Annotated in this window: 25 protein-coding genes; 10 read left to right on the top strand and 15 right to left on the bottom strand. The window is 67.6% G+C overall.

The window, feature by feature from the left end; genetic code table 11:
* Nucleotides 1–29: 29 nt before the first annotated feature.
* The 6 genes from BBJ41_RS33160 to BBJ41_RS33135 all read right to left on the bottom strand — a co-directional run bounded on the left by BBJ41_RS33160 (nucleotide 30) and on the right by BBJ41_RS33135 (nucleotide 7,658).
* Nucleotides 30–1,754: a cobaltochelatase CobT-related protein gene (locus BBJ41_RS33160; protein WP_069750575.1), complete on the bottom strand. Its 1,725-nt coding sequence runs from the start codon at nucleotides 1,752–1,754 to the stop codon at nucleotides 30–32.
* 4 nt (nucleotides 1,755–1,758) lie between these two features.
* Nucleotides 1,759–2,961 carry an AAA family ATPase gene (locus tag BBJ41_RS33155; RefSeq protein WP_069750574.1) on the bottom strand — a complete coding sequence of 401 codons (1,203 nt, stop codon included), beginning with the start codon at nucleotides 2,959–2,961 and terminating at the stop codon, nucleotides 1,759–1,761.
* A 163-nt stretch (nucleotides 2,962–3,124) separates the two neighbouring features.
* Nucleotides 3,125–3,667: an LLM class oxidoreductase gene (locus BBJ41_RS33150; RefSeq protein WP_069750573.1), complete on the bottom strand. Its 543-nt coding sequence runs from the start codon at nucleotides 3,665–3,667 to the stop codon at nucleotides 3,125–3,127.
* Nucleotides 3,603–5,306: a M14 family metallopeptidase gene (locus BBJ41_RS33145; RefSeq protein ID WP_069750572.1), complete on the bottom strand. Its 1,704-nt coding sequence runs from the start codon at nucleotides 5,304–5,306 to the stop codon at nucleotides 3,603–3,605. The genes BBJ41_RS33150 and BBJ41_RS33145 overlap by 65 nt, the downstream gene beginning before the upstream one ends.
* 97 nt (nucleotides 5,307–5,403) lie before the next feature.
* Nucleotides 5,404–6,621, bottom strand: a complete 1,218-nt coding sequence (locus tag BBJ41_RS33140; RefSeq protein ID WP_069750571.1) for an ATP-grasp domain-containing protein — start codon at nucleotides 6,619–6,621, stop codon at nucleotides 5,404–5,406.
* Nucleotides 6,622–6,668: 47 nt separating this feature from the next.
* Nucleotides 6,669–7,658, bottom strand: coding sequence for a hypothetical protein (locus BBJ41_RS33135; protein WP_236872192.1), 990 nt, complete (start codon nucleotides 7,656–7,658; stop codon nucleotides 6,669–6,671).
* Between the two features lie 122 nt (nucleotides 7,659–7,780).
* Here BBJ41_RS33135 and BBJ41_RS33130 point away from each other — a divergent pair, with 122 nt between their 5' ends.
* Nucleotides 7,781–8,656 carry a LysR family transcriptional regulator gene (locus BBJ41_RS33130; protein WP_069750570.1) on the top strand — a complete coding sequence of 292 codons (876 nt, stop codon included), beginning with the start codon at nucleotides 7,781–7,783 and terminating at the stop codon, nucleotides 8,654–8,656.
* Nucleotides 8,657–8,688: 32 nt separating this feature from the next.
* Here BBJ41_RS33130 and BBJ41_RS33125 read toward each other — a convergent pair whose 3' ends face one another.
* The 3 genes from BBJ41_RS33125 to BBJ41_RS33115 all read right to left on the bottom strand — a co-directional run bounded on the left by BBJ41_RS33125 (nucleotide 8,689) and on the right by BBJ41_RS33115 (nucleotide 12,913).
* Nucleotides 8,689–9,957: an ATP-grasp domain-containing protein gene (locus BBJ41_RS33125; RefSeq protein WP_069750569.1), complete on the bottom strand. Its 1,269-nt coding sequence runs from the start codon at nucleotides 9,955–9,957 to the stop codon at nucleotides 8,689–8,691.
* Nucleotides 9,958–10,008: 51 nt separating this feature from the next.
* Nucleotides 10,009–11,442 (bottom strand): MFS transporter, encoded by a 1,434-nt coding sequence (locus BBJ41_RS33120; RefSeq protein ID WP_069750568.1) that lies wholly within the window; start codon nucleotides 11,440–11,442, stop codon nucleotides 10,009–10,011.
* A 478-nt stretch (nucleotides 11,443–11,920) separates the two neighbouring features.
* A complete protein-coding gene (locus BBJ41_RS33115) occupies nucleotides 11,921–12,913 on the bottom strand; it encodes an IS5-like element ISBmu23 family transposase (protein WP_007182917.1) in 993 nt (330 codons plus the stop codon).
* A 179-nt stretch (nucleotides 12,914–13,092) separates the two neighbouring features.
* Between BBJ41_RS33115 and BBJ41_RS33110 the strand changes: the two genes are divergently transcribed.
* Nucleotides 13,093–14,211 (top strand): TauD/TfdA family dioxygenase, encoded by a 1,119-nt coding sequence (locus BBJ41_RS33110; RefSeq protein WP_069750567.1) that lies wholly within the window; start codon nucleotides 13,093–13,095, stop codon nucleotides 14,209–14,211.
* Between the two features lie 101 nt (nucleotides 14,212–14,312).
* Entirely contained in the window at nucleotides 14,313–15,251 is a 939-nt protein-coding gene (locus BBJ41_RS33105; protein ID WP_069750566.1) for an ABC transporter substrate-binding protein, read from the top strand.
* A 12-nt stretch (nucleotides 15,252–15,263) separates the two neighbouring features.
* Here BBJ41_RS33105 and BBJ41_RS41745 read toward each other — a convergent pair whose 3' ends face one another.
* The 6 genes from BBJ41_RS41745 to BBJ41_RS33070 all read right to left on the bottom strand — a co-directional run bounded on the left by BBJ41_RS41745 (nucleotide 15,264) and on the right by BBJ41_RS33070 (nucleotide 21,107).
* The gene (locus BBJ41_RS41745; protein ID WP_083282088.1) at nucleotides 15,264–16,154 is read right to left on the bottom strand and encodes an AidA/PixA family protein; all 891 of its coding nucleotides are present in this window, start codon (nucleotides 16,152–16,154) and stop codon (nucleotides 15,264–15,266) included.
* 65 nt (nucleotides 16,155–16,219) lie between these two features.
* Nucleotides 16,220–16,723 carry an inclusion body family protein gene (locus BBJ41_RS33090; protein WP_006483191.1) on the bottom strand — a complete coding sequence of 168 codons (504 nt, stop codon included), beginning with the start codon at nucleotides 16,721–16,723 and terminating at the stop codon, nucleotides 16,220–16,222.
* A gap of 304 nt (nucleotides 16,724–17,027) precedes the next feature.
* Entirely contained in the window at nucleotides 17,028–17,411 is a 384-nt protein-coding gene (locus BBJ41_RS33085) for a GtrA family protein (RefSeq protein WP_069750565.1), read from the bottom strand.
* Between the two features lie 13 nt (nucleotides 17,412–17,424).
* Nucleotides 17,425–18,468: a glycosyltransferase family 2 protein gene (locus BBJ41_RS33080; RefSeq protein WP_069750564.1), complete on the bottom strand. Its 1,044-nt coding sequence runs from the start codon at nucleotides 18,466–18,468 to the stop codon at nucleotides 17,425–17,427.
* A 24-nt stretch (nucleotides 18,469–18,492) separates the two neighbouring features.
* Nucleotides 18,493–19,872: a glycosyltransferase family 87 protein gene (locus tag BBJ41_RS33075; protein ID WP_069750563.1), complete on the bottom strand. Its 1,380-nt coding sequence runs from the start codon at nucleotides 19,870–19,872 to the stop codon at nucleotides 18,493–18,495.
* Nucleotides 19,869–21,107, bottom strand: a complete 1,239-nt coding sequence (locus tag BBJ41_RS33070) for a glycosyltransferase family 87 protein (RefSeq protein WP_069750562.1) — start codon at nucleotides 21,105–21,107, stop codon at nucleotides 19,869–19,871. The genes BBJ41_RS33075 and BBJ41_RS33070 overlap by 4 nt, the downstream gene beginning before the upstream one ends.
* 173 nt (nucleotides 21,108–21,280) lie before the next feature.
* On the opposite strand from BBJ41_RS33070, the gene BBJ41_RS40835 reads away from it, so the two are divergent.
* From BBJ41_RS40835 to cpaB, 7 genes are all read left to right on the top strand, one after another.
* Complete coding sequence (locus BBJ41_RS40835; protein ID WP_156814955.1) at nucleotides 21,281–21,766, top strand: hypothetical protein; 486 nt, start codon at nucleotides 21,281–21,283, stop codon at nucleotides 21,764–21,766.
* Nucleotides 21,767–22,155: 389 nt separating this feature from the next.
* Nucleotides 22,156–22,347, top strand: coding sequence for a Flp family type IVb pilin (locus BBJ41_RS33065; protein ID WP_069750561.1), 192 nt, complete (start codon nucleotides 22,156–22,158; stop codon nucleotides 22,345–22,347).
* 141 nt (nucleotides 22,348–22,488) lie between these two features.
* Nucleotides 22,489–22,680: a Flp family type IVb pilin gene (locus BBJ41_RS33060; protein WP_011349893.1), complete on the top strand. Its 192-nt coding sequence runs from the start codon at nucleotides 22,489–22,491 to the stop codon at nucleotides 22,678–22,680.
* 81 nt (nucleotides 22,681–22,761) lie between these two features.
* Entirely contained in the window at nucleotides 22,762–22,968 is a 207-nt protein-coding gene (locus BBJ41_RS33055; protein WP_069750560.1) for a Flp family type IVb pilin, read from the top strand.
* A gap of 28 nt (nucleotides 22,969–22,996) precedes the next feature.
* The gene (locus tag BBJ41_RS33050) at nucleotides 22,997–23,536 is read left to right on the top strand and encodes an A24 family peptidase (RefSeq protein WP_069750559.1); all 540 of its coding nucleotides are present in this window, start codon (nucleotides 22,997–22,999) and stop codon (nucleotides 23,534–23,536) included.
* A 32-nt stretch (nucleotides 23,537–23,568) separates the two neighbouring features.
* Entirely contained in the window at nucleotides 23,569–24,969 is a 1,401-nt protein-coding gene (locus BBJ41_RS33045; RefSeq protein WP_069750558.1) for a P-loop NTPase family protein, read from the top strand.
* Between the two features lie 35 nt (nucleotides 24,970–25,004).
* The gene (cpaB, locus tag BBJ41_RS33040; RefSeq protein WP_069750557.1) at nucleotides 25,005–25,844 is read left to right on the top strand and encodes a Flp pilus assembly protein CpaB; all 840 of its coding nucleotides are present in this window, start codon (nucleotides 25,005–25,007) and stop codon (nucleotides 25,842–25,844) included.
* The last annotated feature ends 41 nt before the right edge of the window (nucleotides 25,845–25,885 follow it).

Genomic DNA, 25,885 nt, shown 5'->3' with positions numbered 1-25,885 from the left:
TCACACGAGACGTGAATTCGGCCCTGTCGTCAGGGGCCGTACTTCCGCCACGACCGTCGATCCAGCAGCGTATCGCTCAACACGCTGAACGCCGCGCCCGGCAGCGCCTGCAGATGTTCGACCACGCTGCTGACCGGATAGAACGACTCCACCGAATCGTCGAGAATCCCGACGCCGATCAGTTCGACATGTTGCGCGCGCAGCGCATCGACGCGCGCACGCAGGTCGGTGCGCAGGATCGCCGGATTGCCGTCGCCGGTGGCCGGATAACCGTCCGACAGCACCATCAGGATTCTTCGGCGCGCACGTCTGGCCAACAGCCGTTCGGCGGCCCAGCTCAAGGCCTCGCCGTCCGGATTCTCGTGGCCGCATTCGATGCACGCCAGGCCGCCGGGATTATCCGAATCGAAGCGCTTGTAGACGCGCAGGTCGAGCCGTTCGACGAACCGGTTGTAGCCGAACGTCGCGTGGCCGCCGTCGATCCAGCGCTGGTAATGCGCGCGCATCGCGGCATCCTCGACGGAGCTGTAGCCGAGGACTTCGCACGCGAAACCGAGCTGCATCAGCGCATCGCACAGCGCGGCCGCGCAGAGCCGGGCGAGTTCGATCTTCTTGCCGGCCATCGAGCCACTGCAGTCGATCAGCAGGCTGACCGCCGCGTCGCGCCCGGGCGCCGCGCGCGTGACGCGAAACGGCGTGCGATAGCCGGGAGACGTCACGAGCCGCACGAGCGATGCGCGGTCGAGCGCGCCGCGCTCCTGTTCGCGCTTCCAGCGTGTCTGCTCGTCCACTTTCAACGCGCGTTCGAGCCGCATCTTCAGCGGCTCCGTCTGCGCGCGGGCCGCGCTGCGCAGGCGATGCCAGCGCGCCGGTTCGCCCTTGCCCGTGAAGTCCGTCACCGTGTCGAACGCGGTGGTCAGCGGGATGGACAAGATCGGCCGGTTGTCCGCGGACAGGCGGATCGTGCCGGGCGCAGCATCGCCCGGCGTGGGGGCGTCGTGCGACGATTCCGTGTCGGCGACCATGCTGGCGCCGGATTCGCCGGAAACGGGTGCGCGCGCGTCGTCCGGTGCGCCCGTTTCGCCGGATTCGAATTCGGCGGCGATGGCTTCGCTGTCGATCGTGTTGCCCGGGTCGGCCGTGAACATCATGTTGTTCGCGCCGGCCGACGCGAGCGCGCGCACGCGCGCGACGATCCGTTGCGCGGTGCGGATGCTGTCGGCCGTCGAGGTCGCGGCGTGTGCCTCGCCGACGAGATCGTCGGCTGCGGTCATCGCCGCGTCGAGCGACGGCGCCCGTTCGAGAGTGGACGGTGGTTCGTCCCACAACGCACGCTCGATGCGCGAAAGAAGCCGGTCGCGCCACGCCATCCGTGGCCATGTGCGGAGCGCGTCGGCGGCCGATCGCGCGCGCATCCGGTGCAGGAACACCGTCGCGCCGGGATACAGCGCGACCAGGCGGCCGGCCGCGCGCCGGTCGTCGATCGCCTGCGCAATGGCCCGCACAACGGGCGACGTCAGTGCGGCAATGGCATCGATGTCGCCGAAACGGACGCGTGCCGCGTGGAGGTCGACGAAACCGGTGATCGCGTCGTGGTCGACGGTGCCGTCGAGCAGCGTGTCGGGCAGCACCAGCACGTTGCGCTGCGCGAGCGGCCCGTGGCGCGCGAAACGCACTTCGATTCCGTGTCGTTGCGTGAGCGTGCGGGCCAGCCGTGTCAGGTGAAGCGAGCACGCATCGTCGTCCCGGTCCATCTCGTTACGCCTCGACGTCGATGTAGTGGCGGATGATGCTGCGGATCAGGTCGGCGTCTTCCGCGCCGACTTTCGCATAGAGGGTCGGCCCGGCGGCCGATTCGGGGTCGCCGGTGCGCAGCATCAGCTCGGCCCAGTCGAGCAGGCGTCGCGTCGAGAACGCGCTGGCCAGATCCTCGCGGACGAACGCGGCGCGGCAGTCGGCCGCGATCGCCGCGAGCGTGCCGGCCATCGCCGCCGACATGGCCGCGCCGAAGGTCCGCTGCAGCACGCGCGCCTCGTCGGGCGGCGGCAGATAGTCGATGTGGTACACGCGCCAGCGGTCGAGGAACGCCTCGTTCATCACGTTGGCGCCCTGGTACAGATGCCGGAACTGCCCCATCGCGCCCGCCGCGTTGGCGGTCGCGAACAGCCGGAACGACGGATGCGGCACGACGATTTCGTTGCCTTTCTCCTTCAGCAGCAGGCACCCGCCCGGTTCGAGCACGGCGGTCAGCACGGCGAGGATCGCGGGCTCCGCGAAATCGATCTCGTCGACGATGAGCCACAAGCCTTCGCGCATCGCGGCCGGCAGCACGCCGTCGACCCAGATCGTTTCGCCGCCCTTCACGGTCCAGAAGCCGACGAAGTCGCCGACCGTCGTCTGCCCGTTCATGTTCGAGCGCAGCACGCCGTGGCCAGTGTGTGCGGCGGCTTGCTCGATGAGGCTCGTCTTGCCGGTTCCGGTGTGGCCGATCAGCAGGATGCGGCGATTCTCGACGATGTCTTCCAGCACGTTCGTCGCGCGCGCGGTGAACAGGTAGGCCGGGTTCTGCGGCGGCACGAGCGGGCCGCCCGGGCCGCGCGGCATCGGCACGCCGCCCACGCGCGCGGTGTTCGCCGCGTCGCCGGCCGCGGCCGGTCGCAATGCGTGCGCGCGGCGCAAGTCGCGCATGAATCCGCCGCGATGGGCGGGCGGCGCTCGCTCGCCGTCGTCGCGCCGGACGAAGCCTTCCTGGATCCACTTGTGCAGCTTCGCGTCGAGGTTGTCCGCATCGACGACCGTGTCGACCGACGTGCTGCCGTCGGGCCGGTGATGCTGGATGCGGTACATGTGCGCGCGTTCGGAGCGGCTGACGATCCATTGTCCGGCGGACGGGTCCGCCAGTTGCCGATAGACGCCGAGTACCGGCGGGGCGGAAGGTGGGGTGTCGGCGGGTGCGTTCATGGTGGCGAGCGAGAGTGGGCGGCCGGCGCTGCATGCCTGCGAGGCATTGCGTCGATTGTATATTTTTGCCGCGAAGGCCGACATTCGCACCGGCACCGGCCGGCCCCGGCACGGCACGGCACGGCACGGCAATGCCACCGCGCCCGCCCGCCGGTTCAGGCGGTCACCACCGGTACTGCGCTGCAATATGGTGGTCCGGCACCCGCGCTGCGGCACCGAACAGCTTTTCCCGGAACGAACCCGGCGCGTAGGCGCCCGGGTAGCGCCGGCGGCGCGTCAGTTCGGGAACGAGCAGGCTGGCGATCTGCCGGTAGGAATCCGGCAGCGTCAGATACGGGACGTCGAGCCCATCGATGCCGGTGGCGTCGAACCAGTGCTCGAGCGCATCGGCGACCGTACGCGGACTGCCGGACAGCACGGGGCCGAGACCGCCGAGGCCGGACCAGTCGACGATGCGCTCGACGCTCCAGCCGGACCCGTCGGCCTGCGCGAACTGGGTCGCGAGCGACTGGATCGCGCGGTGGTCGAACGTCGTCAGCGGCGCCGCGCCGTCGAGTGCGCGACGACCTTCTGCAGGTTGGTGTGCCGATTCCGCTGTTCCATGCCGGGTCTCGGGTGCGATGAAGGGTACGCGTGGCGCGTCAGCCGAGCAGGCCGGACCAGTACAGCCCGGCGGCCAGCTCCACCGCGCGCGTTTGCGTTGCATGGGCCAGCCGGAACGCGTCGCCCTCGATGGTTTCGTCGGGAAATTCGGTGACGAGCGTGAACGGCACGCTCGAGCGGTGATCCTCGATCACGTGACACGGAATGCCGTTGATGCGCGGGAACGGCAGGTCGCCCGCGTGCGCGTGCCATGCATGGAGCTGCCGTTCGTTGAACGCGACGAGCGCGTCCGATTGCGACAGCGCGTGGGTCAGCGCGTCGAGGAACGGTCGCCCGTCGTGGCCCGCATGGTGGCGCAGGATCAGGAAAAAACCCTTCGGAATCGACCACAGTTCGCTGCCGCGCGGGACGTAGCCGCTGCGCGGCCGCGTCCATTCGTGCGCGGGGTAGCCGTGCAGGCTCAGGTGCAGCCGCGCGCCGGTGCGTGCGATCGCGTCGAGCCGCGCGGCTTTTTCGCCGAACGGCGCTTGCGTGCGGGCTTCGAGATCGTCGCCGAGCGCGGTGAAGCGTGCGGCGTGAGACAGATGCGCCGGATGCGTGGCGCGCAACTGGTGATGTAGCGCCGCGCCGTCCGGATTCTCGAGCGGCACGAGCGCGTAATGCGCGTCCGGGCGCGCATTCAGCGCATGGGCCGCACGCAGCGCGCCGACCACGCCTGACGTCTCGTTGGCATGCTGGCCGGCGGTGATGACGAGCCCCGGCAACGCGCCATGCACGTATATGCCGTTCACGCCGCGCCCCTGATGCGACGTGACGCCGAACCGCTCGCCCGGCAACGCGTCGAGCGCACGGGCGACCTCGGGCGGCGACAGCGGCTGGTCGATTGCCGCGAGTGCAGCTGGCGACGCGAGCGTTTCTGCTGGAACCGCCGCAGCTCCGGCCGTATCCGCGCGAGTATGCGTATCGAGCACGACGCGAACCGTCGTATCGCCTTCCGTGCGAACGATCTCGGGCACGATCTGGCCGGATTGCAGCGTGCGATCGGCTGCGTCGCGGCCTGCGAGCGCATGGAAGAATTCGGCCGCGCCGTAATACGCATCCTCGGTCCACGCTTCGAGTGTGCTGACGAGTTCCTCGCCATACGGCAGCGTCCGTTCGATGCCCGAGGTGGCGATCGTGATCCGCAGGATGTCGAAGAACGGCGCATGGTCCGGCCACGGATGGGCGCGCAGTGCGTCCAGCGTCGCGGCCGAGGCGGCTTCGAATTCGGTGACGAGCGGCGCATCCTCGATCAGCGCGTCGCCGTTCCATGCGCGCAGCCAGCCGCACGGCGACGCGGTCGCGTCGTTCGGCGCGAAGACGCGATGCGTCGCGCCGCCGGTTTCGACGACATAGTGGGCGGGAGCGTCGCCGGGCTCGAACGCGAATTCGAGCGGCGCGAGCCAGCCCGCGAGCGGATACGCTTCGAGCCGGAACCGCGGGTGCGCGCCGGCGGGCGTGCGGATCACGATCCGGCCGGTGCGCGGCGGCGTGAATTCCTCGATGAAGAAATGCACCAGCGGCTTGTAGGCGCTGCGCAATACCGCGTCGATGCCGCGTGCGGCCAGCGTGCGTTGGGCGTCGCGGCGCGCCGCTTCGTCTTCGAAAAGCCAGGCTTCGATGCGGGTCGCGGTGCCGGCCGTGAAGCGGTCGGTCAACGTGCGCAGCGTGCGCGGATACACGGCGGAAAGAAGCGTCGTCATGGTGAAGGAATCGGGATGGATCGGGAAAACGATCGGCACGGGCCGGCGCCGGTCGTATCGCGTGCCGGCGGTGAGTCAGCCGTGCGTGAGCCGTGAGTCAGCCGGAAACGGTCGGCCGGGCGGCGTTGTCGCTACGGGCGGCTGCGCCGGGAGACCCGGGCGCCCCGTGTGCATCGTGCGCGGCCGGCAGCGCGACACGCACGTAAAGAAACGCGCGCCGTTCGCGGTCGGGCAGCACTTGCGGCCCGTAGCTGATCGTGACCGCGCCGTCGTCGATTTCGCCGGCCTGTGCGAAACGCCACGCGCGAGGGTCGCTGTCGAGCAGGAATTCGGCGCGCGCATACGCGTGCGGCTCGAACAGATCGGGGATCGCCACGTCACGCCCGTCGAGCTTGTCGAGCAATGCTTCGACGACGTTGAAGCCGTACCCGTCGCGCACGATGTCGCAGATGAAGCTGCCCGCGATGCGCGGGTTCAGTTCGATCACGTGCGGCACGCCGCCGTGCACGATGCAGTCGAGATGCACGGGCCCCCACGTGAGCCCGGCCGCGGCGGTCGCGCGCGTACCGACGTCGATCAGCGCGCGCAGCGTGTCGGCATCGAGGTCGAGTTCGGACGTATAGCCGCGTTCGAGAAAGCCGGCGCCATGCCGCTTCAGCTTGCGCAGCGCGCCGACGTATCGACCGTCGAAATACTCGACGCAGTACTCGCTGCCGCTCAGGAATTCCTCGACGACGACGCGTTCGGTCGCGAGCGACTGCGCATCGCCGTGGGCGGCGGCCAGCGCATCGAGCTGCGCGCGCACTTCGGCGATGTCCTCGCAGCGCCTGACGCCGTCGCTCGCCGAGCCTTCCGACGGCTTCACGACGACCGGAAAGCGCAACGGATCGGCCGCCGCCGCGAGCGCCGCCGGCGCGGCCAGCGTGCCCGCGACGAATTGCGCGGCCGGAATGCCGTGCTCGGCGAGCAACGCCTTCTGGTTCGACTTCGATACCGCGTGCGCGACGTGCCGCGCATCAGGGCCGGGCAGGCCGAGCGCGTCGGCGACCCACGCGGCGGTGCGCGCATAGGTGTCGTGCGCGGTCGTCACGCGCAACGTGCCGATCTCGTCCGCAAAGCGCGTGCGCAGCCAGCCGGCGAGCTGGCCGGCATCGGGCGCGAGGTTGACCGTCTCGACGCCGTCGGGAAACGCGCCGTCGAGGTGATGGCCGGGCGCGGTGATGACGGTCACGGCAAATTGCCGTGCGAGCGCGGCGCGCACGAGCGCAATGCTGCTGCCGGTGGCGCGGGCGCCTATCACGATGAGTCGCTTCATGGAGAGTCCTTGATCGAGGGCGAAAGAGGGAGCGCGCCGCGCGCCGGCTATCGCGCGCGCCGGCGCAGGCGCTGCGCTTCGAGGCGCGGCAGCAGGTGCTGGACGACGCGCGGCAGCGTGTAGATCGGCAACTGCGCGCACGTGAACACGAGCGCCATCGTCGGTGTCGCGGCAAGCCCGAGCGCGGCCCACATCAGGCCGACGTTGCGATTGGCGACGATCAGCGCGACATTGAGCCGCGTGCGGACGTCGCCGGGCGTGAGCCCGTACGCGATGATCTGGAAACCCGCGTTGACGGCGAATGCGAGTGCGATCGCCGTCAGCGCGCGATGCGGCGCGTCGATGATCGACTGCTGCATGCCGGCCATCGTACCGAGCGCGAACACCAGCAGCGCGACGACGACGATCGCGTCGATGGGCGTCGCGTAGCGGTCGAGCCGCGAGCCGGCGAACCGGCGCACGAGCAGCGCGATGCCCTCGGCGCTGCCGATCAGCAGCGCGAGCCGCAACGCGAGATTCAACGGCGAAATCGACACGGCCGCGTCGTGGCTGAACCACGCGGTCAGTAGCGGCGCGGTGACCGGAACGAACACCATCGACGCGAGGGTCGCGACGAGCGCGACGCTTGCGTCGAGCGACAGCATGCGCGCGATCGTCGACGTGCCGCTCGACGGCGGCGCGCAGTAGGCGATCACCAGCGCGACGACCCAGTCGTACGGCATGCCCGCGAGCCGCGCCGCGATGCCGAGCGCGACCGGGCACACGATCATCGTCGCGGCAGGCAGCAGCAGCGACACGGCGGGCCGCCGCGCCACCGCGCGCACGGCGCTCGGCTCGACGCGCAGCAGCGTGCCGAGCACGAACAGGAACACGGTGACGGGCATCAGCGGCCGGGCGATATCCGCGAGTGGCGGCACCAGCAGCCCGAGGCCGACGCCGCAGGCGAGCACGGTCGGGCCGCGCCGCACCGTTGCGGCGATCAGCGCGCGCACGGGCAAGCCGCGCGGCGGCGACGAACGGAAGTGAAGCCGGGGCAAACAGCGGAGCGCATGCGGATTCCTCGGAAAAGGGCCGTCCGGTACGGGATATCCGCTAGGCTAATCCGGATGAATGGCGAAGTAAAATGATATAAACTGAATCAGTAACAAGAGAAAGTGATATGAACATACCTCTGCTCGAAACCTTCCGGGCCGTCGTTCAGGAAGGCAGCGCGTTGCGCGCGGCCGAACGGCTGGGCTGTACGCAGTCGAACGTAACCGCGCGGCTGCGCCAGCTCGAGGAATCGCTCGACGCGCCGCTGTTCGACCGGCACGGCAAGCGGCTGGTGCTGAACGAAGCCGGGCGCCGGCTGATCCCGTATTGCGACCGTATCCTGCGCCTCGTCGACGAAGCGACGCAGGTGGTGCGCGAGACGCCGGTCGCGCGCAGCTTCCGGCTCGGCTCGATGGAAAGTACGGCGGCCACCCGACTGCCGGCGCTCGCCGCCGCATTGAAGGAACGCGATCCGGCGCTCGGCCTGGCGGTGCAGATCGGCAGCGAGCCCGACCTGGCCGACGCGTTGCTGCGCGGCCGGATCGACGCTGCGCTCACCGCGCGCGCGGTCGTCCGGCCCGGGTTGCGCTACGCGCCCGCGTTCGCCGAGGAGATGGTGCTCGTGAGCGCGGTCACGGTCACGCGCCGGCAGTTGCTGGCCGACAATTCGGTGCGGCTGCTCGCGTTTCACGACGGCTGCCCGTATCGCGCGGTCGCCGAGCACTGGCTGAAGGCGCGCGGTTTCGCGATCGAATCGGTGTCGTCGTTCGGCACGTTCGGCGCGATTCTCGGCTGCGTGGCGGCCGGCATGGGCGTCGCGATCCTGCCGAAGCGGATCACGACCGAGCACGTGGCGCGCAAGGAACTGCGCACGCACGCGTTCGACGATCTCGACAGCGTGACGACCTATCTCGTCACGCCCGAGGACGCGCTCGCGCTGCCCGAACTCGACGCATTGCGCGCGGTGCTGGGCCGGCAGGCAGGCGCGCTGCTCGCGCGCTAGCGTCAGCACGCGCGCGGGCAACGCCCGCCGCGCTAGGCCGGCGCGACGGCGCGTTCGTCGGCGAAGAAATCGGCCTCGATTTCCCGGATGCGCCGGCAATCTTCTAGCAACCGCTCGAACGTCGGGCTGTAGAGGCCGACCGTGCCGAGCGCCGTCTGGAGATCCGTGGTCACGCGCAGCGTGTCGCCCACCTTGATCCATTGCTTGAGGCCGACGAACGACGGCAGCGCCTGGATCGCCTGCCACGTGAAGTCCTGCCGGAGCACGCCGTTGCGCGACGACAGCAGCAGCACATGCCCGCAGTAGCCGCGAAAATCCGTCGGCGCGGCGACTTCGCCGAACAGCCGCTCAGGATGAAGCACGGCCTCGACGGCGGCCGACACGTGATTCTCGCCGCTGACCGCGCTCGTCAGCCGCGGGTCGAGGCTGCCGTGCAGCCGCGCGTTCAGCTCGACGATCGTCGGGCCGTCGGCCGTATCGAACAGTTCGAGATGGGTCGGCCCGTACCGCACGTCGAGTGCGTCGAGCACGTTGGCCGCGTATTCGAGCAGCGGCGCGTAGCGCGGGTCGGCGTGGTTCAGCACCAGCATCTTGTCGAGCCGCGGCGCGTGCGTGCGGTCGCGGTGCACTTCCCACAGGCTGACCACGCGATGGCGGCCCTCGAACGACACCGAATCGACGATGTATTCCTGCCCCTCGGAATAGCTCTGGATCACGATGTCGTCGTTCGGCTGGTTGTACAGCGAACGGGTGGCGAGCACGTCGCGCGCGGCGGCCTCCACCTGCGCGAGCGTCCGGCAGATCTTCACGCCGGCCACGCCCGCGCTGCGCGCCGGCTTCACCACGAGCGGCAGCGTGCCGTGCGCACGCGCCCATTCGAGCGCTTCGTCGACCGACGTGCTGTGGAAATGCGCCGGTGCGCGCAGGCCCGCCTGGCGGATGCGCTCGTTCATCACGAACTTGTCGCGCCGCGCGGCCGACGTCGCGAGCGGGTTGCGATACGGCACGTCGAGCCGCTCGGCCAGCGTATCGGCCAGTTCGAGCGCCGCGTCGAGGCCGTGCAGCACCGCGCCGATCCGAAGGTCGGCGAGCTGCGCGAGCGTCGCGTCGATATCGCCGCGATGCTGGACCTGGCGAATGTAGTCGGACGGGACGAACTGGTTCCAGTAGATTTCCGGCAGGTCGGGGTCGCTGATCACGTGCGCGCAACGAATGCCGTACGCGCGAAACGCGGGCGCCAGATAGGCGGCCGTCGACGCGCCGTCGACGATCAGGACGGTATCGATGAAGCGATGCTGCATGGATTCCTCGCTCGGCTGTGGGATCGGTTGAAGGATTGACGACGGCGCCGGTCAGGCCCGCGTGCCGGCGCCGGGTGCGTCGCCGGGCCAGCGTGCGGCCAGCACGATGCAGACGGCGACGAGCGTCGCCGCGATGGCGAACGCGCGCGCCGCGCCGGCCACGATCGCCGGGCCCTGGCCCGCGACCAGCGCGCCGAGTGCCGCGACGCCGACGGCGGCGCCCACCTGGCGCGCGGTGTTCAGGATCGCGGAAGCCGTGGCCGAGCGGCCGGCCTCGACGCTGGCCAGCATCGTCGACGTCAGCGCGGGAATCGCGATGCCGCCGCCGATCGCCATCGCGGCGAGCCCCGGCGCGAGCAGCGCATACGGCGTGTGCGTGCCGAGCGTCTGCCACAGCCACACGTACCCGGCGAGCGATACGGCGAGGCCGACGATGACGGTCGCGCGGAACCCGTACCGCACGGCGAGGCGCGCACTGGCGATGTTGGCGAACATGATGATCGTGAGCGGCGCGAGCGCGAGCCCCGATTCGGTCGCCGTGAAACCGCGCCCGCTCTGGAAATAGAGGCTGAGCGAGAAGAGCAGCCCGTAGAACGCGGCATTCGTGATCGCGCCGATCGCGAGCGTGCCCGGCACCCGCGCGATCCGGAAGAACGCGAGCTGCAGCATTGGCGCGGCGACGCGCCGTTCGATCGCGACGAACAGCACGCCGAGCACGACCGACGCGGCCAGCGCGCCCGCTGCATACGGGTCGCCCGGCCCGTGCGCGCCGGCACGGATGATCCCGCCCGTCAGCAGTCCGAGCACGAGCACAGCGACGATCTGGCCGGCCGGATCGAACAGCCGCGTGCGCGCGGCGACCGAATCCCGCACGTGGCGCAGCGTGAGCCACAGCCCGATCACGCAGATCGGCAGGTTGATGAAGAAGATCGCGCGCCAGCCGAGCGTATCGATCAGCAGCCCGCCGAGCGTCGGCCCGGCCGCGCTGATCGCGCCGCCCGTCGCGCTCCACCACGCGACGGCCTTCACGCGTGCGGCCGTGTTGTTCGCGCAAGCGTGCGTGATGAGCGCGAGCGACGTCGGCAGGATCATCGCGGCGCCGACGCCCTGCGCGACACGCGCGGCGATCAGCGCCGCCAGCGACGGTGCGAGCGCGCAGCCGAGCGACGCCAGCAGGAACAGCGCGAGGCCGTGGGCGAACAGCCGGCGGCTGCCGAAGCGATCGGCCAGCGTGCCGGACGTCAGCAGCAGCGCGGCGAACGACAGCGTGTACGCATCGACGATCCACTGCAGTCCGTGGACGCTCGACCCGAATGAATGGCCGAGGCTCGGAATCGCGACGTTGACGACGGTCACGTCGAGCTGGACGATCGCGAAGCCTAAGCTCGCGGCCGCGATGGTCGGGAAGATCGCGCGCAGCGACGTGCCGCGTGGCGCCGTGTCGGCGGCCAGTGCGTGATCGAGCGCCGGAGCGCGTTCGCTCATCGCTGCCCCCGGCGTGTGGGGCGCGAGAGCGGGCGCACCGGCAACGATGCATCGGAGTGGAAGGAGCGGCGCGGCGGACGGCATCGTTTCATCTGGCGGGTTTCCGTATCGCGGAGGAAAGGGGCGGGCTGCCGGTCGAGGGCCAGCCGCGTCGTCGAATCCGACAGAAAACTAGCATCGACCCGCTAGCGAATACAAATAATAACCAGCGATTTTTTAACAAGAATTTGTGTTAAAGGGCCGGCATGATCGATGCGCGCGACGCCTGCCGCGTTGCTGAACTTATATCGATTATTTTTGTTTGCAATCGAATTAATATCATTTCGAAATGCGGTGACGGTCTCCTAGGGAAACGCTGATCAATGAGCCTGTCGTCCGCATAACGGACGAGGCAGGTTGCAATTTTCAGATTGACGTAGGAATTTGACGACATGCGAGGTGAGTTTCGCTCGTATTCGGGCCTCACTTCCCGCGTTTTTCACACACATGACGGATTGCTCCCATGAGTCGACAACAGCTGATTTTTCGCGATCACCAGGTTCGCCAGCGCGAACAGACTGAACAGCTGTGCCGTGTTCCTGGCTAGACCCTTGTAGCGCACCTTGCGATGACGAAACAGGTTCTTCACGACATGAAACGGATGCTCGACCCGGGCGCGGATCTGCGCCTTGGTTCGCTCGACCGCGATCACGAGGTCCTTCAGCGGACCTTCCTGCATCGCCCTGATCTTTCCGCGCTTGAGCGCCACGTGCCACTTCACCGTCTTGCCCTTCATCTCCTCGCGCTTGTCCACGCCGGTGTAGCCCGCATCGCCAAACGCTTCCTGCTCATGACCGTGCAGCAGGGCGTGGGCCTGCGATACGTCCGGCTCGTTGGCCGCCGTGGTGACCACGCTATGCACCAGACCCGAGTCGGCGTCGACGCCGACATGGGCCTTCATGCCGAAATACCAGTCGTTGCCCTTCTTCGTCTGATGCATCTCCGGGTCACGGCTCTTCCCGGCGTTCTTCGTGGACGGCGCAGCCTCGAAGATCGTCGCATCCACCAGCGTGCCTTCCTTCATCATCAGCCCGCGCTCGCACAACTCGATGCCGATCTCGTCGAACAGCTTTCGCGTCAGTGCGTGCTCGACCAGCAGGCGCCGGAATTTCAACAGCGTGGTGGCGTCCGGCACGTTCTCGCGCGCCAGGTCGATGCCCGCGAAGGCGCGCATCGCGATGCTGTCGTAGAGCGCATCTTCAAGCCCTTCGTCCGACAACCCGTACCACTGCTGCAGCAAGTAGATCCGCAGCATCCGTTCCAGGCCAATCGGCGGCCGGCCACGCTCGCCCTTCGGGTAATACGGCCCGATCACCGACAGCAGCCGCGACCAAGGGACGACCTTCTCCATCTCGGCCAGAAAGCGTTGACGCTTGGTCACCCGCTTCTTGCCCGCACTTTCCGCTTCCGCAAAACCGATCTGCCGCTGCATCGTCGTGGGTCCGTTCCGTGAGCTTCTTTCTACAACGCCCTTGGCCTCGTCAGCGATGACCGCCAAGCCGAATTGATCAGTGTTTCCCTAGTCTTGTCGAGCGCTTCGCACCGAGGACGGCAAAGCGCGGCGGTGTTGCCACACCGTTCTTCGATCCAGGATATTTTTACGAGAGACCTATGACCTATCTCGCAGATGAACGTATCGTGTTGACGGCAGTGGAGTCCGGTCACATCCGGAAAACGCTCGGCGCGCTGGCCTACGACCCGGCCGGCGGCGCCGGCTACATCAGCGCAGTCCGCAAGCTGGCCTACAACGCGTTTCCCGACCGGGTCGTCGACGCGTTCGATCGCGCGAAGTCGCCGACCGCGGACGCGCACGGTTCGATCGAGATCGACAACCTGCCGATCGATGACGACGTGAAGGGCAGCCCGAGATTCGAGGAAACCGGCCGCTCGTTCAAGGCCGGCGTGCTGAGCGAGAACGTGCTGGTCGCCCTGAGCACGCTGGCCGGCGAGCCTTACTCGATCGCGCACGAAGGCCGCGAACTCGTGAACAACCTGACGCCGCACAAGACGACCGCGCGCGAATACACGGGCCTAGGCTCAGAGGTCGAGCTCGACTTCCATATCGAGAATGCCGCGCAGGCGCACATGCCCGAAGGCGACACGTCGCCGTTCGCGCTGCTGTTGCTCGGCGTGCGCAGCGAAGCCGGCGGCGGCCCGTACACGCGGCTCGCCGATGCGCGACGCGCGCTGCAGCTGCTGTCGCCGGACGACATCGCGCAACTCTACGGCGAGCACTACATCATCCGCGTGCCGTACCGGTGGCGCGGCGCGGCGCCGACGCCGCGCGACAACACCGACCTGAGCGCCGTGCTGTCGGGGCCGCTCGACGCGCCGCGCGTGACGGTCGCGTTCTATCCGGACATGGTGCTGGCGGTCAACACACGCGCGCAGGAAGCGCTGGCCAACCTGTATCGCGCGGTGCGCGAGGTGTCGTTCGGCGTGCAGGTGTCGCCGGGCAAGCTGGTGCTGATCAACAACCATTTCACGCTGCATTCGCGCGACCGCTTCGATCCGCAATACGACGAGAACGACCGCGCGTTCCGTTGGGTGCAGCGCGTGTTCGTCGCGCGCAGCCTGTGGAACTTCCGCGCGTTCACGCCGCTGCAGGCGCGCGTATTCGATCCGAAGGCGCTGTATGCGGGCGAGTCGCACGCGAAGCGTCCATCGCCCGTCGCGCAGCCGGCGCCGCAACGCGCGGCGGCAGCCGAACTCGAGGCGACGCCCGCGTGAGACGGCCGGGAACGCGCGGCGGCGCGGCGACATGCGATCAAGACGTCAGCCCCGCTCGCGTTCACCTCTCGCATCATCGAACCGCAAGGAATCCGGAACACATGAGAAGAACAGTATTTCCCGTTGCGCGCGTCGTCCGCGTGCTGGCTGCCGCGCTGATCGGCGGCAGCGTCGTCGCGCAGGCCGCGACGTTCGACCTGAGCCCCGAGCAGCCGGGCCGGCAGCGCGGCGCCGTGAACCCGGCGGTCGAGCAGACGTTGCCGGGCAGCTTCAGGTTTGCCGAAGCGAACACGCTGACGATCGGTATCGCGCCGAACCTGCCGCCGCTCAGCACGTATGCCACCGATGCGCGCACGGTGGTCGGCTTCGATCCCGATCTCGCGCAGCTCATCGCGGACAGCATCGGGCGCAAGCTGAAGATCGTGCCGCTCTCGTGGGCCGACTGGCCGCTCGCGCTGCAATCCGGCAAGGTCGACGCGGTGATCTCGAACGTGACGGTCACGGAACAGCGCAAGGAGAAGTTCGACTTCTCGACCTACCGGAGGGATCAGCTCGGCTTCTACGTGAAGAACGGCAGCCGGATCACCGCGATCCGCGAGCCGAAGGACGTCGCCGGGCTGCGCGTCGTGACCGACTCGGGCACGAACCAGGAAAAGATCCTGCTCGAATGGAACCGGCAGAACGTCGCGCGCGGCCTCGCGCCGGTCGAGATCCAGTATTACGCCGACGCGGCGGAGCGCTGGGTCGCGCTGCAGTCGGGCCGCGTCGACACGATCTTCAGCGTGAACTCGATGCTCGCTTACCAGGCGTCGCTGCGCGGCGACGCGAAGCTCATCGGCACCGTGAGCGGCGGCTGGCCGCGCACCGCCGACATCGCGATCACGACGCGTAAGGGCAGCGGCCTCGCCGATCCGCTGACGGTCGCGATCAATGCGCTGATCGCGAACGGCAGCTACCGGAAGGTGCTCGGCCGCTGGAGCCTCGACGCCGAAGCGATCGACCGGTCGCAGACCAACCCGCCGGGGTTGCCGCGCACCTGAGCGCGGCGGCGTTCAGGTAATCGGCCACTGGAGGATGACGATCCCGTCGTTGTAGTCGCGATCGGCGCCGTCCTCGGCGCCGAGCCAGCCGAGCCACACCGTGTCGCCCGCGGACAGCGGCGCGAGGCGCGCATCGGTCGCGGATTGCCTGCCGTTGGCCGATGCGTCGATCCGGATCTTGCCGCCCCGCGAATTCAGCGTGAACATCCGCACACCGTCGTTGCCGTTGCCGGTGAACGAGGCGGCCGGCTCCGGCGCATCGTCGATGAACAGTTTCAGATTTTGCGTGTCGGCGGCGTTCGCGTAGAAGATCGCCTTGAAGCCGGTATTCGGCGGCAAGTGGAAGTTGCCGTTCCGGTCGGACGACGGCTTGAAATCGGGTTGTTTCGCGTCCGGTCGGCCGCCGGCGATCTCGATCGACGCCTCCCAGCGGAAATAGCCGGACACGGCCCCGTCGCGGTCGAGCACGGCGAAATCGGCCGTGCACGTGGTGGCGCCCGCGGCCAGCACCTCGCTGCGCCAGAAGTGGTCCTTCATCGGCCGGCACGACGGGTGAAGCAGGTCGTCCCCATCGGGCACCGGCGCCGTGGCGTCGCGCACTTCCGCCTCGATCGGCGCGACGATGCCGGCATCCTTCAGGGCGAACCGGATGAACAGCACGCTGACCTCGGCGCGCAGCGCCAGCGCGGTTTCGCGCAAATGCAGCGTGTCGCCCGGCGACAGGCCGGCAAAGAGCCGGTTGTCGCCGGGGCCGAGCTGGCCGGTGTCGCCGGGGCTCAGCACGTAGATGTGCCGGCCGTCGATCATGGTCGGCGCATCGGCGTCCCGGCTCGCATCGGGGTAGGCCGACAGCAGCGTGACAGCGTCGACGATCGCGAGCACATCGCAACGAAGACCAGACATGAGCACGTCCTCCGCAACAAGGGAGCGGCACGGGCGACCGCCTCGCGGCCGCCCGCCTGCCGCGATCAGTTATGGATCGAGATGAACGGATCCCACGAGAAGCAACCCTGGCTCTGGCAGTTGCGGTCGATGATCTGGAACTGGAAGTGGTAAGTCACGCGGCCGACTTTCAGGCATTCCGACGACCAGTAGTAGTTCGCGACTTTCTGGCACGTCGGCACCTCGGGCTTGCTGGTGTTCGGCACCGGAATCGACGCTTCGGCGACGCGCGGCGTCGGCGTCGAGATCAGGTCGTTGCCGACGTTGCCGATGAACTTGTAGAACACCACCTGGTTCTCGAAACCCAGCGACAGGCTCGTTTCACGCCAGCGGATCAGGTCGCCGACCTGCGCTTTCAGGTCGAGCTCGCCGCCCGCCTGCCCGGAGATCACGTTGTCCTGGTTGGTCACCATATAGACATAACGCCAGTCGATCAACGTCGGCGCGGCGGGATTTTTGCTGGGATTCGGATATTTTTTGAGGATGGTTTCGGTGTCGAAAGAGACGAGCACATCGGTAACGCGTGACATGGAAACTCCCGTTTAAAGTAATGGGACTTATTGTTGCGCGAATTTCTTCGTGCGGCCACCATCGCCTTGTCCCGCAAGGATTTTCGACGAATGACCCGGATGCGGGTGCGACGGCGAATGCAGGTTATCCCGTTCGGTTGGTTATGGAAGCTGTAAAGGTAAACAGGGTATGAAAAATGATATTTCTTGATTATTTTTAAAATCGGAATCAATCGATTCGATGCGTTACTTAAATATAACGACATTGAATCTGTTAATTGATTGACCGATTATCTCCGGGCGCGGAGCGAGGGCAGGCGGTCGCTTACCGGTACGTCCAGAGCCGGTGCAGCACGAAGGTGGTCGGCGGGATGAGCAGCGCGATCGCGACGACGCTCATCCCGCGCGAAACCTCGAGCAGCTCGGCGGCACGCGCGAGCAACAGCGTCTCGATGAAGCCGGCCAGCGTGACTGCGAGAAAGCGCAACAGGTTGCGTGCCCGTACCGTCGACGAAAAGCTCCACAGCGTATTCGCGAGATACGAGAACACCGTGGCGCAGATGAATGCGACGGCATTTGCCGTCACGGGCGTCGCGTCGAACAGCGCGAACATCGCCGCTGCGACCAGCGTGTGGATCGCGGTCGAGCAAAGCCCGGACAAACCGAAGCGCACGAGCCTCGTGCGCTCCGTACAGAGCAGGTCGATCATGGCTGCGCGCGCCTCAGCGCGTGCCGATCCGCACACGGGCCGGCTGCGCGCGCCGGCGCGCGAGCTGGCGGCGCGCGTCGCGCGCGACCGGGAGCTCGATTACCTTGCCGTGCGCCTGGTAGCGGCGGCGGATCAGGTACACGGGGCGCTGCTTCGATTCGTCGTAGATCCGCCCGATGTATTCGCCGACGACACCGATCCCGACAAGCTCGATGCCGCCGATGAACAGCGTGACCGAAATCAGCGACGCATAGCCGAACACCGGGTTGCCGAACAGCAGCGTGCGCAGGACGATGAACGCGCCGTACACGAACGCGAGCGCGGCGATGCCGACGCCGATGTAGGTCCAGCTGCGCAGCGGCACGGTGCTGAAGCTGGTGATCCCTTCCAGCGCGAAATTCCACAGCTTCCATCCGGAGAACTTCGAGTGTCCGGCGCTGCGCGGGTCGCGCTGGTATTCGACGATCACGGTCCGGTAGCCGACCCACGCGAACAGCCCTTTCATGAAGCGGTGCCGCTCGGGCAGGCTGCGCAGCGCGTTCACGACCTTGCGGTCCATCAGCCTGAAATCGCCGACGTTCTCCGGCAGCTTCACGTCCGACAGCAGGTTGTGCACGCGATAGTAGATCGCGGCCGCGGTGCGCTTCGCGAACGAATCGCACGCGCGGCTGCTGCGCTTCGCCGCGACGACTTCCGCACCGTCGCGCCAGTGCTCGATCATCACCGGGATCAGGCTCGGCGGGTCTTGCAGGTCGGCGTCGAGCGGGATCACCGCATCGCCGAGCGCTTCGTCGAGGCCGGCCGTCAGCGCGGCCTCCTTGCCGAAGTTGCGGGTGAGATCGATCACGCGTACGCGCCGCTCGGCCGTACCGATCCGGATCAGGCGTTCGAGCGTGTCGTCGCGGCTGCCGTCGTTGACGCAGACGATCTCGAAGCGGATCGCGTCGATGGCCGTCAGCAACGGAATCACGACGTCGAAGAAGCGCTCGACGGCCTCGCCTTCGTTATAGAACGGTACGACCAGCGAGACGAGCGGTGTGTAGTGTGGTTCCCGCATGATGACTCCCCTTGTAATGTCGCTTCACCGGCCGATACCGAGCGTCGGGTGGCCGGTGCGGCGCAATCCGTACGCCGAGCGGTGATGCGGCCGGACCGGATGTGTGAAGCCGGTCTCGGTCGAATGATCGCGCGCGTCCGGCAACGACGGCACGTCGTGCCTTTCCCGCGCGATCCGGCTGACGAGCAGCGCGAGCGACGCGAGCGTGACGAGCGGCATGAACTGGAACGACAGGTGCGGCACGACCGCGAGGCCCGCGAGCGGCATCGGCCACAGCAGCATCAGCCACTCGCGATCGAAGCGCCGCCAGCCGTGCGTCCATGCATAGCGTGCGTACCAGGCGATCACGATGCCGTACCACGTCAGGTCGTAGTCGTACAGGTAAGGGCTGACGAGCAGGCAGGCGCAGGCGAGCGTCGCGGCGCGCAGCGCGTAGGAACACGTGCCGCGCCATGCGTAGACGACGGCGATGGCGCCGGCTGCAGCCGACAGCAGTTGAAGGCCGCGCGCGACGATCACGGGCCAGCCGGCCATCGTCGCGAGCGCGAACACGGTCGGCATGCGCGCGAGCTTGGCCTGGCCGCTGCCGACGACCGCGTAGACGTTGCCGATCACGTGCGCGAACGTGACCCACGGGCCGACGCCGAACGCGAGCGTCGCGAGCGCGGCGCTGCCGGCGATCGTCACGGCCCACGCGGCCAGCGCGCGCCATTGGCCCGCGCACAGCAGCGCGAGCGGGAACAGCACCGCGAGCTGCGGCTTCATCGTCAACAACGCGAAGCAGACGCCGGCGCACGCGGGGCGGCGGTTCAGCAAGAGCAGGCCGAGGCCCGCGAGTGTCGCGGTAAAGAGGCTGGTCTGCCCGACGATCACGGTGAGGAATGCGCCGGGAAACGCGAGTGCGCACAGCCATGCGGCATCGCGCTGGACGGTCGCGCGGATCGTCGCGGCGAACAGCGCATACGTCACGCCGAGCCACAGCACGAGCGCAAGCGTGTACGGCAGCCAGCCGAGCGGCAGCACGAGCAGGAGCATCGTGGGCGGGTAGAGCCACGGCAGCGTGCCGCCCGCAAGCGTCATCGTCGGGATCGCGAGCTTCTGGATCGCGAACAGCGCGGGGAAATGCCACGCATCGGCGGCGCGCCCGTGCGCGGCGAGCCACGCGGCGCTCCAGATCGGCGAGAAATCCTGCGACAGCGGTTCCAGCGCACCGTTGTGCGACAGGAACACGCGGGTCACGTAGATGCCGATGAACAGCAGCTCGGCCAGCAGCGCGGCCGCCGCATAGAGCCGCACGCGATCGCGGTTGAGCCAGTGCGGATAGCGGCGCGGGCCCGCGATCGGGAGTTCGGGGTGCATGTCGACGGCCGGCGGCGCGTGGCGCGCGGACAGGGGCGCTTTCATGGTGCGCTCCGGGAGGCGCGCACCGTGCGGCGCACGACGACGAACAGCACGGCGAGCAGCACGACGGGCCCGATCTGCGGCAGCTTCAGCAGCCGGTTCAGCATCTCGAAGATCGGCAGCAGCCACGCGAGCAGCAGGATGCCCTGGTCGCCGGGCAGCCAGCCTTCGTCCAGGCCGTACGCGAGCAGGCAGAAGATCGCGATGCCGAGCCACGTCAGTTCGTAGTTCCACAGATAGGGCGTGGTCAGCAACGTGGCGACCGCCAGCGCGGCACCGCGCAGGCGCATGTCGCCGGTACGGCGCCACACGTCGACGGCCGCGGCGATCGCGAGCAGCGCGACCGCCGCTTGCGCGACCAGCGCGGCCGTGACCGGCACGCCCGCGAGCCGCAATGCGGCGAACGGCGTCGGCGACGCGAGCCAGTACGACGGGAGCATGAAATGCTGGTCGCGTACCGTCGACAGTGCCAGGGTCAACCCGTGCAGCGCGCCGGGGCCGGCCAGCGCGATCCCGGCCGCCGCGAACAGCGTCGCGCTGATCGCCGCCGCCGCGAATGCGCGCCATGCGCGCACCGCGATCAGGACGAACGGGAACACCACGGCCAGTTGCGGCTTGATCGCCAGCAGTCCGATCAATATGCCGGCGGCGATCGGGCGCTTGCCGAGCAGATGCAGCGCGAGCGCCGCGATGCCGGCGGTCAGGATGCTGTTTTGTCCGAACAGCGCGGACAGGCACACCGCCGAATACGCGACCACGACGAGCGCCGCGGCGCGCGGGACGGGAAGATGCGCGCGCAATCCCGACAACCGCGAGACAGCGAACGCGTAGCATAAAAGACTGCCCGCGAAAAAGAGGAAATAAGCGGGCAGGAAAGGCACGAGGGCAACCGGCGCGATGAACAGCAACATCGTCGGCGGATAGAGCCAGGGAAGCGGCCGGTGCTGCAGATACGCATCGAAGTGCGCGAACTCGGCCTGCAGGAAAGATGACGGGTCGTAGGCCGATGCGGCATGGCCTTGCAATACGAGGTGCGATGCGGTCCAGAAAACCGAGAAGTCGACGCCGGGGCGCGCGGTGGCATTCGAGGCGAAGCCGTCCGTCACGAAGCCCCAGACGATCAGCAACAACGAGAAGAGCATCAGCATGATGCAGCTGTACGGAATGATCCGGTCTGCTGTCAGCCATTGAGCCCGGCGTCTTGCGCGGTCGCGCGTTCCACGATTGGCTGTGTACATGATGCCCCGTATGTGGTGGAGGCCGCTTGGTCTGTCGCGGCCATTTCATGTTGTCGTGCCACCGGATCGAATCGCTCTGAATGGCGTTGCCCGGTGAATGCATTGTTGAAGAAAAAATCGCGTGATGCAAACCGCCCACTGAAAGCCGGAAGGTCGATTGACCGGCGATACGCGTGAAAACCGCGTTTTCAGGTCTGAGAAAAAGACACGGGCGGAATTTGTGTTTCCGGCTTGAAACATTCGGAGATTTTTACCGGTTCGTCACCCCGGCGATCCTGCAAAACCAGACCGGCTGCCCGCGTTCGGGAAAGTCCCGAGAAAATTTTTTGAGCCCTTTGCGCAGCGCGGTGACCGGCATCCGGCCGCCCGATGCTCGCCGGCAAATGTATATCAGATTTGCAACATTTTCCGCATCGCGTCATCGGCCGAGCTGGGCGGGACGCGCTGAAACCCTTGATACGCCTGGATTCGTCTCGAGGTGGCCTGCTCTTTGCGTAAGCGTTGGCACGGCAGTCGACGACGTGACGACCGGGCGGTTCCAGGAGCAGACAACGGAAACCGGCCTCGGAGTCACCCGCGGAAAAAATGACCGGAGCGCATCGGGGAACACGCAGCTCCAGGTCGATGAACCGCGAAAACCTTCGTCGGCCAGCCAATGAGACCCGGCATCGTCAGGGCAATAAGAATCGGCATGGCAGCAAACGGGGAATAAAAATGAAAGACCAGAGCACACTGCGGCCGGCGAGCCGCATCAAAGTCGGTTGGCAGCATCTCGGGGAGCTCGTCTCCCGTTCAATTGGATTCCATGCGTCGCACGGCAGTCACGCCGTTCCGGCAGACCGCTTTGCCTGGTTTGCCAGGCTGATCGAACCGTACGCGCCTCTCTCGCATTCGCCCTCATTGATAGTCGTTCGCACGGACAGGTGTGTGCATCCCTGTCGCCGTCGCTGAGCGTCGCGTTCCGATTTTCCTGTAGTGCCGGTGGTGCCCGTCCCCGACGTCCTGTTCGACGAAGGGAATTTAATAGCAGTCCGAAAGGAGTGTGCTCATGTCAAGAATCATCGAAAAGATCGCGTGGTTCATCGAGGACCAGCAAGGCGTAACGGCCATCGAATATGGCCTGATCGCCGCGCTGATCGCGATCGGAATCGTCGTCGCGTTGACCACGATCGGCACGGATCTCAAGACCGTGTTCAGCACGGTCGCGGCCGATCTGGATTCCGTAGTAGCAGGCATCTGATGGGCGGCACGGGGAACGGCTCTTTCGAATCGTTCGTCGCCACCATACGGCATTAACGAAATGCCTCGGCGTATCGAAGCCGGATCAATCGATCCAGCCGGCACGCGAGGGCTCAGCAAGTCACCACAAAAGGAGATCGTCATGTCCAAGTTCATTCAACAAGCCAGCCGTTTCGTCCGCGATGAAGACGGCGTGACCGCCATCGAATACGGCCTGATCGCCGCACTGATCGCGGTAGGCATCATCCTCGCGCTGTCGACCATCGGGAAGGACCTCAAGACCGTGTTCAGCACGATCGCGGCCGACCTGGATTCGGCGGTGGCAGGCATTTGACTGACCGTGCGCGGACGGCTCGGCCGGTGCAGTGCTCGAGCCGTCCCAGGTCATCCGAACAACCCGGGGAAGGAGACCATCATGCAAGCCAGGATGCGTGTCGTATGTCGCTGGATCGGCGACGAGCAGGGCGTGACGTCGATCGAATACGCGTTGCTCGGGGCGATGTTCGCCGTCGCGGTGCTGGGCAGCGTCGTCACGCTGAAAGGCTCGCTGGCGGATACGTACGAGGTGATCGCAACGGCCGTGACGGCTGCCGTGACCACCGCGCTGGCCATGGTTTCCTGATCCACCGATTCGCTCAGCGAGGTTCGCCATGTTACCCGTTGCGCCGCCTTACCCGGTTCCGTTGTGCGTGACGCTGCTCGCGGTCGCCGCGGCCAGCACGGACATCGCGACCCGACGCATCCCGAACCGCCTCGTCGCGGCAGGACTCGTCGGCGCATTGATCGCGCAGTGCCTGCTGCACGGCGTCCAGGCCGGCATCGTCGGCTGGCTCGCCGGCGCGGCAACCGGCTTCGCCCTGCTGCTGCCGTTCTACCTGCTGCGCGGCATGGCGGCCGGCGACGTGAAGCTGATGCTCGCGATCGGCGCATGGGTCGGCGCGGAAATGACGTTTTACATCGTGCTGGCGACCTTCGTGGCCGGCGGGATCGGCGCCATCGCGTTCGCGCTGCTGCGCGGGCGCATGCGCCAGATGTGGACGAACGTCCGCGTGCTGATCGCGCGGCGCTCGCAAGGGGCGCACGCCGGGGATGCCGACCGCCCCGCGGAAGTCGTGTCGGTCGGCACGCTGCCGTACGGGGTGGCGATTGCAGCGGGCACGCTGGGGATGCTGTTCGCGTCGTGCGCCTAGCACGCCGAACCTGCAACGAAGACGGAGCGATCATGAACACGAATCACACCGAACCGCGACGCGATGCGCAGGTGACGCACCTGCCCGATCCGTTACCGTCGCGCGAAGCGCATACGAAGACGACCACGCCGTTGCCGCCGGCGCCGCGCTCGCTCGAGGAAACCGGGCTCACCCAGACGTTCGTCGCCGGCCTCGTGCTGAAGTCGACGCTGATGCTCGGCCGCCCGTCGTACGGCGACCTGATCGAGCGGCACTGCCTGCCGCTCGCGGTGCTCGACGACGTCTTCGCATTCCTGGTGCGCGAGCGTCTCGTCGAGCTCACCCATCGCGGCTCGACCGATCTCGACGTGACGTTCCGCCTGACCGACGCGGGCCGCGTGCTCGCGCTCGAGGAACGTGCGCGCAGCAGCTACAGCGGGCCCGCGCCGGTGACGCTCGACGCGTACCTCGCCTGCGTGAACGCGCATTCGGTGCGCAAGCTGCACATCGCGCAGGAAGACGTGTGGACGGCATTCGACGGCATCGTGATCGACACGTCGGTGCTCGATGCGGCGGCCGCGGCGCTGAACGCCGGCCGCCCGCTGCTGATCTACGGCCCGGCCGGCAGCGGCAAGACGTTCCTTGCCGAGCGGCTCGGCACGCTGATGCACGGCCGCGTGCCGGTGCCGCACGCGATCTGCGCGGCCGGTGAAGTGATCCAGATCTACGACCCGCTCGTGCACGTCGATGCGCCGTCGCCGTCCGGCGGCCAGTCGGTCGATCGCCGCTGGCGCCTGTGCCGGCGGCCGGTCGTGATGTCCGGCGGCGAACTGACGCTCGCCGAGCTCGATCTTCGCCGCGACGAGGCGGCCGGCTTCTACCAGGCGCCGCCGCACATGAAGGCGAACATGGGCATGTACGTCGTCGACGATCTCGGCCGCCAGCGCGTCGAGCCGCGCGACCTGCTCAATCGCTGGCTGCGCCCGCTCGATCGCGGCGTCGATTTCATGACGCTCGAGTCGGGCAACCGCTTCGTGCTGCCGTTCGACGTGTGGCCGGTGTTCTCGAGCAACCTGTCGCCCGAGCAGTTCTGCGACGACGCATTCCTGCGCCGCCTCGGCTCGAAGCTTCACGTCGGTCCGCTGTCGATCGACGAATACCGCACGGTATTCGACGCGGCCTGCGCATCGCTCGGCCTCGTCGCGGCGAGCGATGCATTCGACTACCTGCTGCATCGGCTGCACCTGCCGACCGGCAAGGCGTTTCTCGCGTGCTTTCCGGCGGACCTGCTGCGTCTCGTCGCCGCCGGCGCGCGGTATCGGGGCGATCCGCCCGAGGTGACGCACGACGCGCTGTACGACGCGTGGGCGAGTTATTTCGGCGCGGCGCCTGAACGGGACGGCGGCCATCCGCCGCCCGTCGAGCGCGGTGGCCGCACGTTCATCACCGGTTGAGCCGTTTCTTTCACGAATCGTCGAGGAGCATTGCCATGAAAAACAGTCGAGCGCTCATGATGCTGGTCGTCGCGATGGTCGCGGGTCTTGCCGCGGTCGTGTTCGCGTCCCACTGGCTGGTGCAGACATCCACGAGCTCGGTCACGCCGGTCGCGGTGGCCACCACCGATCTGAACCTGGGCGAGCCGCTCGGGCCGAACCAGATCCACATGGTCAGCTGGCCGGCGGGCAGCGTGCCGACCGGCGCGTTCACCGATACGAAGGCGCTCGAAGGGCGCGTCGTGCGCACCAGCCTGTCGCGCGGCGAGCCGGTGATCGAGTCGAAGCTCGCGCCGGTCGGCACGAAGGGCGGGCTGTCCGCGGTGATCGCCGACGGCAGCCGCGCGATCACGGTGCGCGTGAACGACGTGGTCGGCGTCGCGGGCTTCGCGCTGCCGGGCAACTACGTCGACGTGATCGTCAATACGCAGGAACAGCAGGGCAAGACCGACGGGCAGAGCATCTCCAAGATCGTGCTCGATCACATCCTCGTGCTGGCCGTCGCGCAGCAGGTCAGCCGCGACGACACCGCACCGAAGGTCGTCAACGCGGTCACGCTGGAAGTCACGCCCGACCAGGCCGAACGCCTCGACCTCGCGCGCAGCGTCGGCACGCTGTCGCTCGTGCTGCGCAACCAGGTCGACCAGAAGACGCTGACCACCGACGGCGCGACCAAGCTGACGCTGCTCGGCAAGGGCCCGTTGCCCGACCTGCCGCCGCTGCCGGGCCCGGCGCCCGCCCGCGTGCGCCCGGTGCGCATGCACGTCGCGTCGCAGGCACGGCACGACTGTGTCGGCGTGCTGACGGGCGTGAAGGGCAGCGTCGAATGTTTCTGAAACAGCGGGACATGCACGGATAAACAGATCGGCCGTCAGCA

This window comes from Burkholderia stabilis, from assembly GCF_001742165.1.
In the GTDB taxonomy this organism is placed as follows: Bacteria; Pseudomonadota; Gammaproteobacteria; order Burkholderiales; family Burkholderiaceae; genus Burkholderia; species Burkholderia stabilis.
Note: the sequence above shows the minus strand (reverse complement) of the source record. Positions and strands in the feature narration are given on the sequence as shown.

Excerpts from the sequence above, each read along its gene's own strand:
- BBJ41_RS33105 (WP_069750566.1), top strand. The coding sequence starts at position 14,313 with ATGAGAAGAACAGTATTTCCCGTTGCGCGCGTCGTCCGCGTGCTGGCT.
- BBJ41_RS33110 (WP_069750567.1), top strand. The coding sequence starts at position 13,093 with ATGACCTATCTCGCAGATGAACGTATCGTGTTGACGGCAGTGGAGTCC.
- BBJ41_RS33155 (WP_069750574.1), bottom strand. The coding sequence starts at position 2,961 with ATGAACGCACCCGCCGACACCCCACCTTCCGCCCCGCCGGTACTCGGC.
- BBJ41_RS33145 (WP_069750572.1), bottom strand. The coding sequence starts at position 5,306 with ATGACGACGCTTCTTTCCGCCGTGTATCCGCGCACGCTGCGCACGTTG.
- BBJ41_RS33060 (WP_011349893.1), top strand. The coding sequence starts at position 22,489 with ATGTCCAAGTTCATTCAACAAGCCAGCCGTTTCGTCCGCGATGAAGAC.
- BBJ41_RS33150 (WP_069750573.1), bottom strand. The coding sequence starts at position 3,667 with ATGCAACGCAAACGCGCGCGGTGGAGCTGGCCGCCGGGCTGTACTGGT.
- BBJ41_RS33160 (WP_069750575.1), bottom strand. The coding sequence starts at position 1,754 with ATGGACCGGGACGACGATGCGTGCTCGCTTCACCTGACACGGCTGGCC.
- BBJ41_RS33085 (WP_069750565.1), bottom strand. The coding sequence starts at position 17,411 with ATGATCGACCTGCTCTGTACGGAGCGCACGAGGCTCGTGCGCTTCGGT.
- BBJ41_RS33125 (WP_069750569.1), bottom strand. The coding sequence starts at position 9,957 with ATGCAGCATCGCTTCATCGATACCGTCCTGATCGTCGACGGCGCGTCG.
- BBJ41_RS33065 (WP_069750561.1), top strand. The coding sequence starts at position 22,156 with ATGTCAAGAATCATCGAAAAGATCGCGTGGTTCATCGAGGACCAGCAA.
- BBJ41_RS33050 (WP_069750559.1), top strand. The coding sequence starts at position 22,997 with ATGTTACCCGTTGCGCCGCCTTACCCGGTTCCGTTGTGCGTGACGCTG.
- cpaB (WP_069750557.1), top strand. The coding sequence starts at position 25,005 with ATGAAAAACAGTCGAGCGCTCATGATGCTGGTCGTCGCGATGGTCGCG.
- BBJ41_RS33080 (WP_069750564.1), bottom strand. The coding sequence starts at position 18,468 with ATGCGGGAACCACACTACACACCGCTCGTCTCGCTGGTCGTACCGTTC.
- BBJ41_RS33075 (WP_069750563.1), bottom strand. The coding sequence starts at position 19,872 with ATGAAAGCGCCCCTGTCCGCGCGCCACGCGCCGCCGGCCGTCGACATG.
- BBJ41_RS33130 (WP_069750570.1), top strand. The coding sequence starts at position 7,781 with ATGAACATACCTCTGCTCGAAACCTTCCGGGCCGTCGTTCAGGAAGGC.
- BBJ41_RS33140 (WP_069750571.1), bottom strand. The coding sequence starts at position 6,621 with ATGAAGCGACTCATCGTGATAGGCGCCCGCGCCACCGGCAGCAGCATT.
- BBJ41_RS33120 (WP_069750568.1), bottom strand. The coding sequence starts at position 11,442 with ATGAGCGAACGCGCTCCGGCGCTCGATCACGCACTGGCCGCCGACACG.
- BBJ41_RS33055 (WP_069750560.1), top strand. The coding sequence starts at position 22,762 with ATGCAAGCCAGGATGCGTGTCGTATGTCGCTGGATCGGCGACGAGCAG.
- BBJ41_RS33070 (WP_069750562.1), bottom strand. The coding sequence starts at position 21,107 with ATGTACACAGCCAATCGTGGAACGCGCGACCGCGCAAGACGCCGGGCT.
- BBJ41_RS33090 (WP_006483191.1), bottom strand. The coding sequence starts at position 16,723 with ATGTCACGCGTTACCGATGTGCTCGTCTCTTTCGACACCGAAACCATC.
- BBJ41_RS41745 (WP_083282088.1), bottom strand. The coding sequence starts at position 16,154 with ATGTCTGGTCTTCGTTGCGATGTGCTCGCGATCGTCGACGCTGTCACG.
- BBJ41_RS33115 (WP_007182917.1), bottom strand. The coding sequence starts at position 12,913 with ATGCAGCGGCAGATCGGTTTTGCGGAAGCGGAAAGTGCGGGCAAGAAG.
- BBJ41_RS33045 (WP_069750558.1), top strand. The coding sequence starts at position 23,569 with ATGAACACGAATCACACCGAACCGCGACGCGATGCGCAGGTGACGCAC.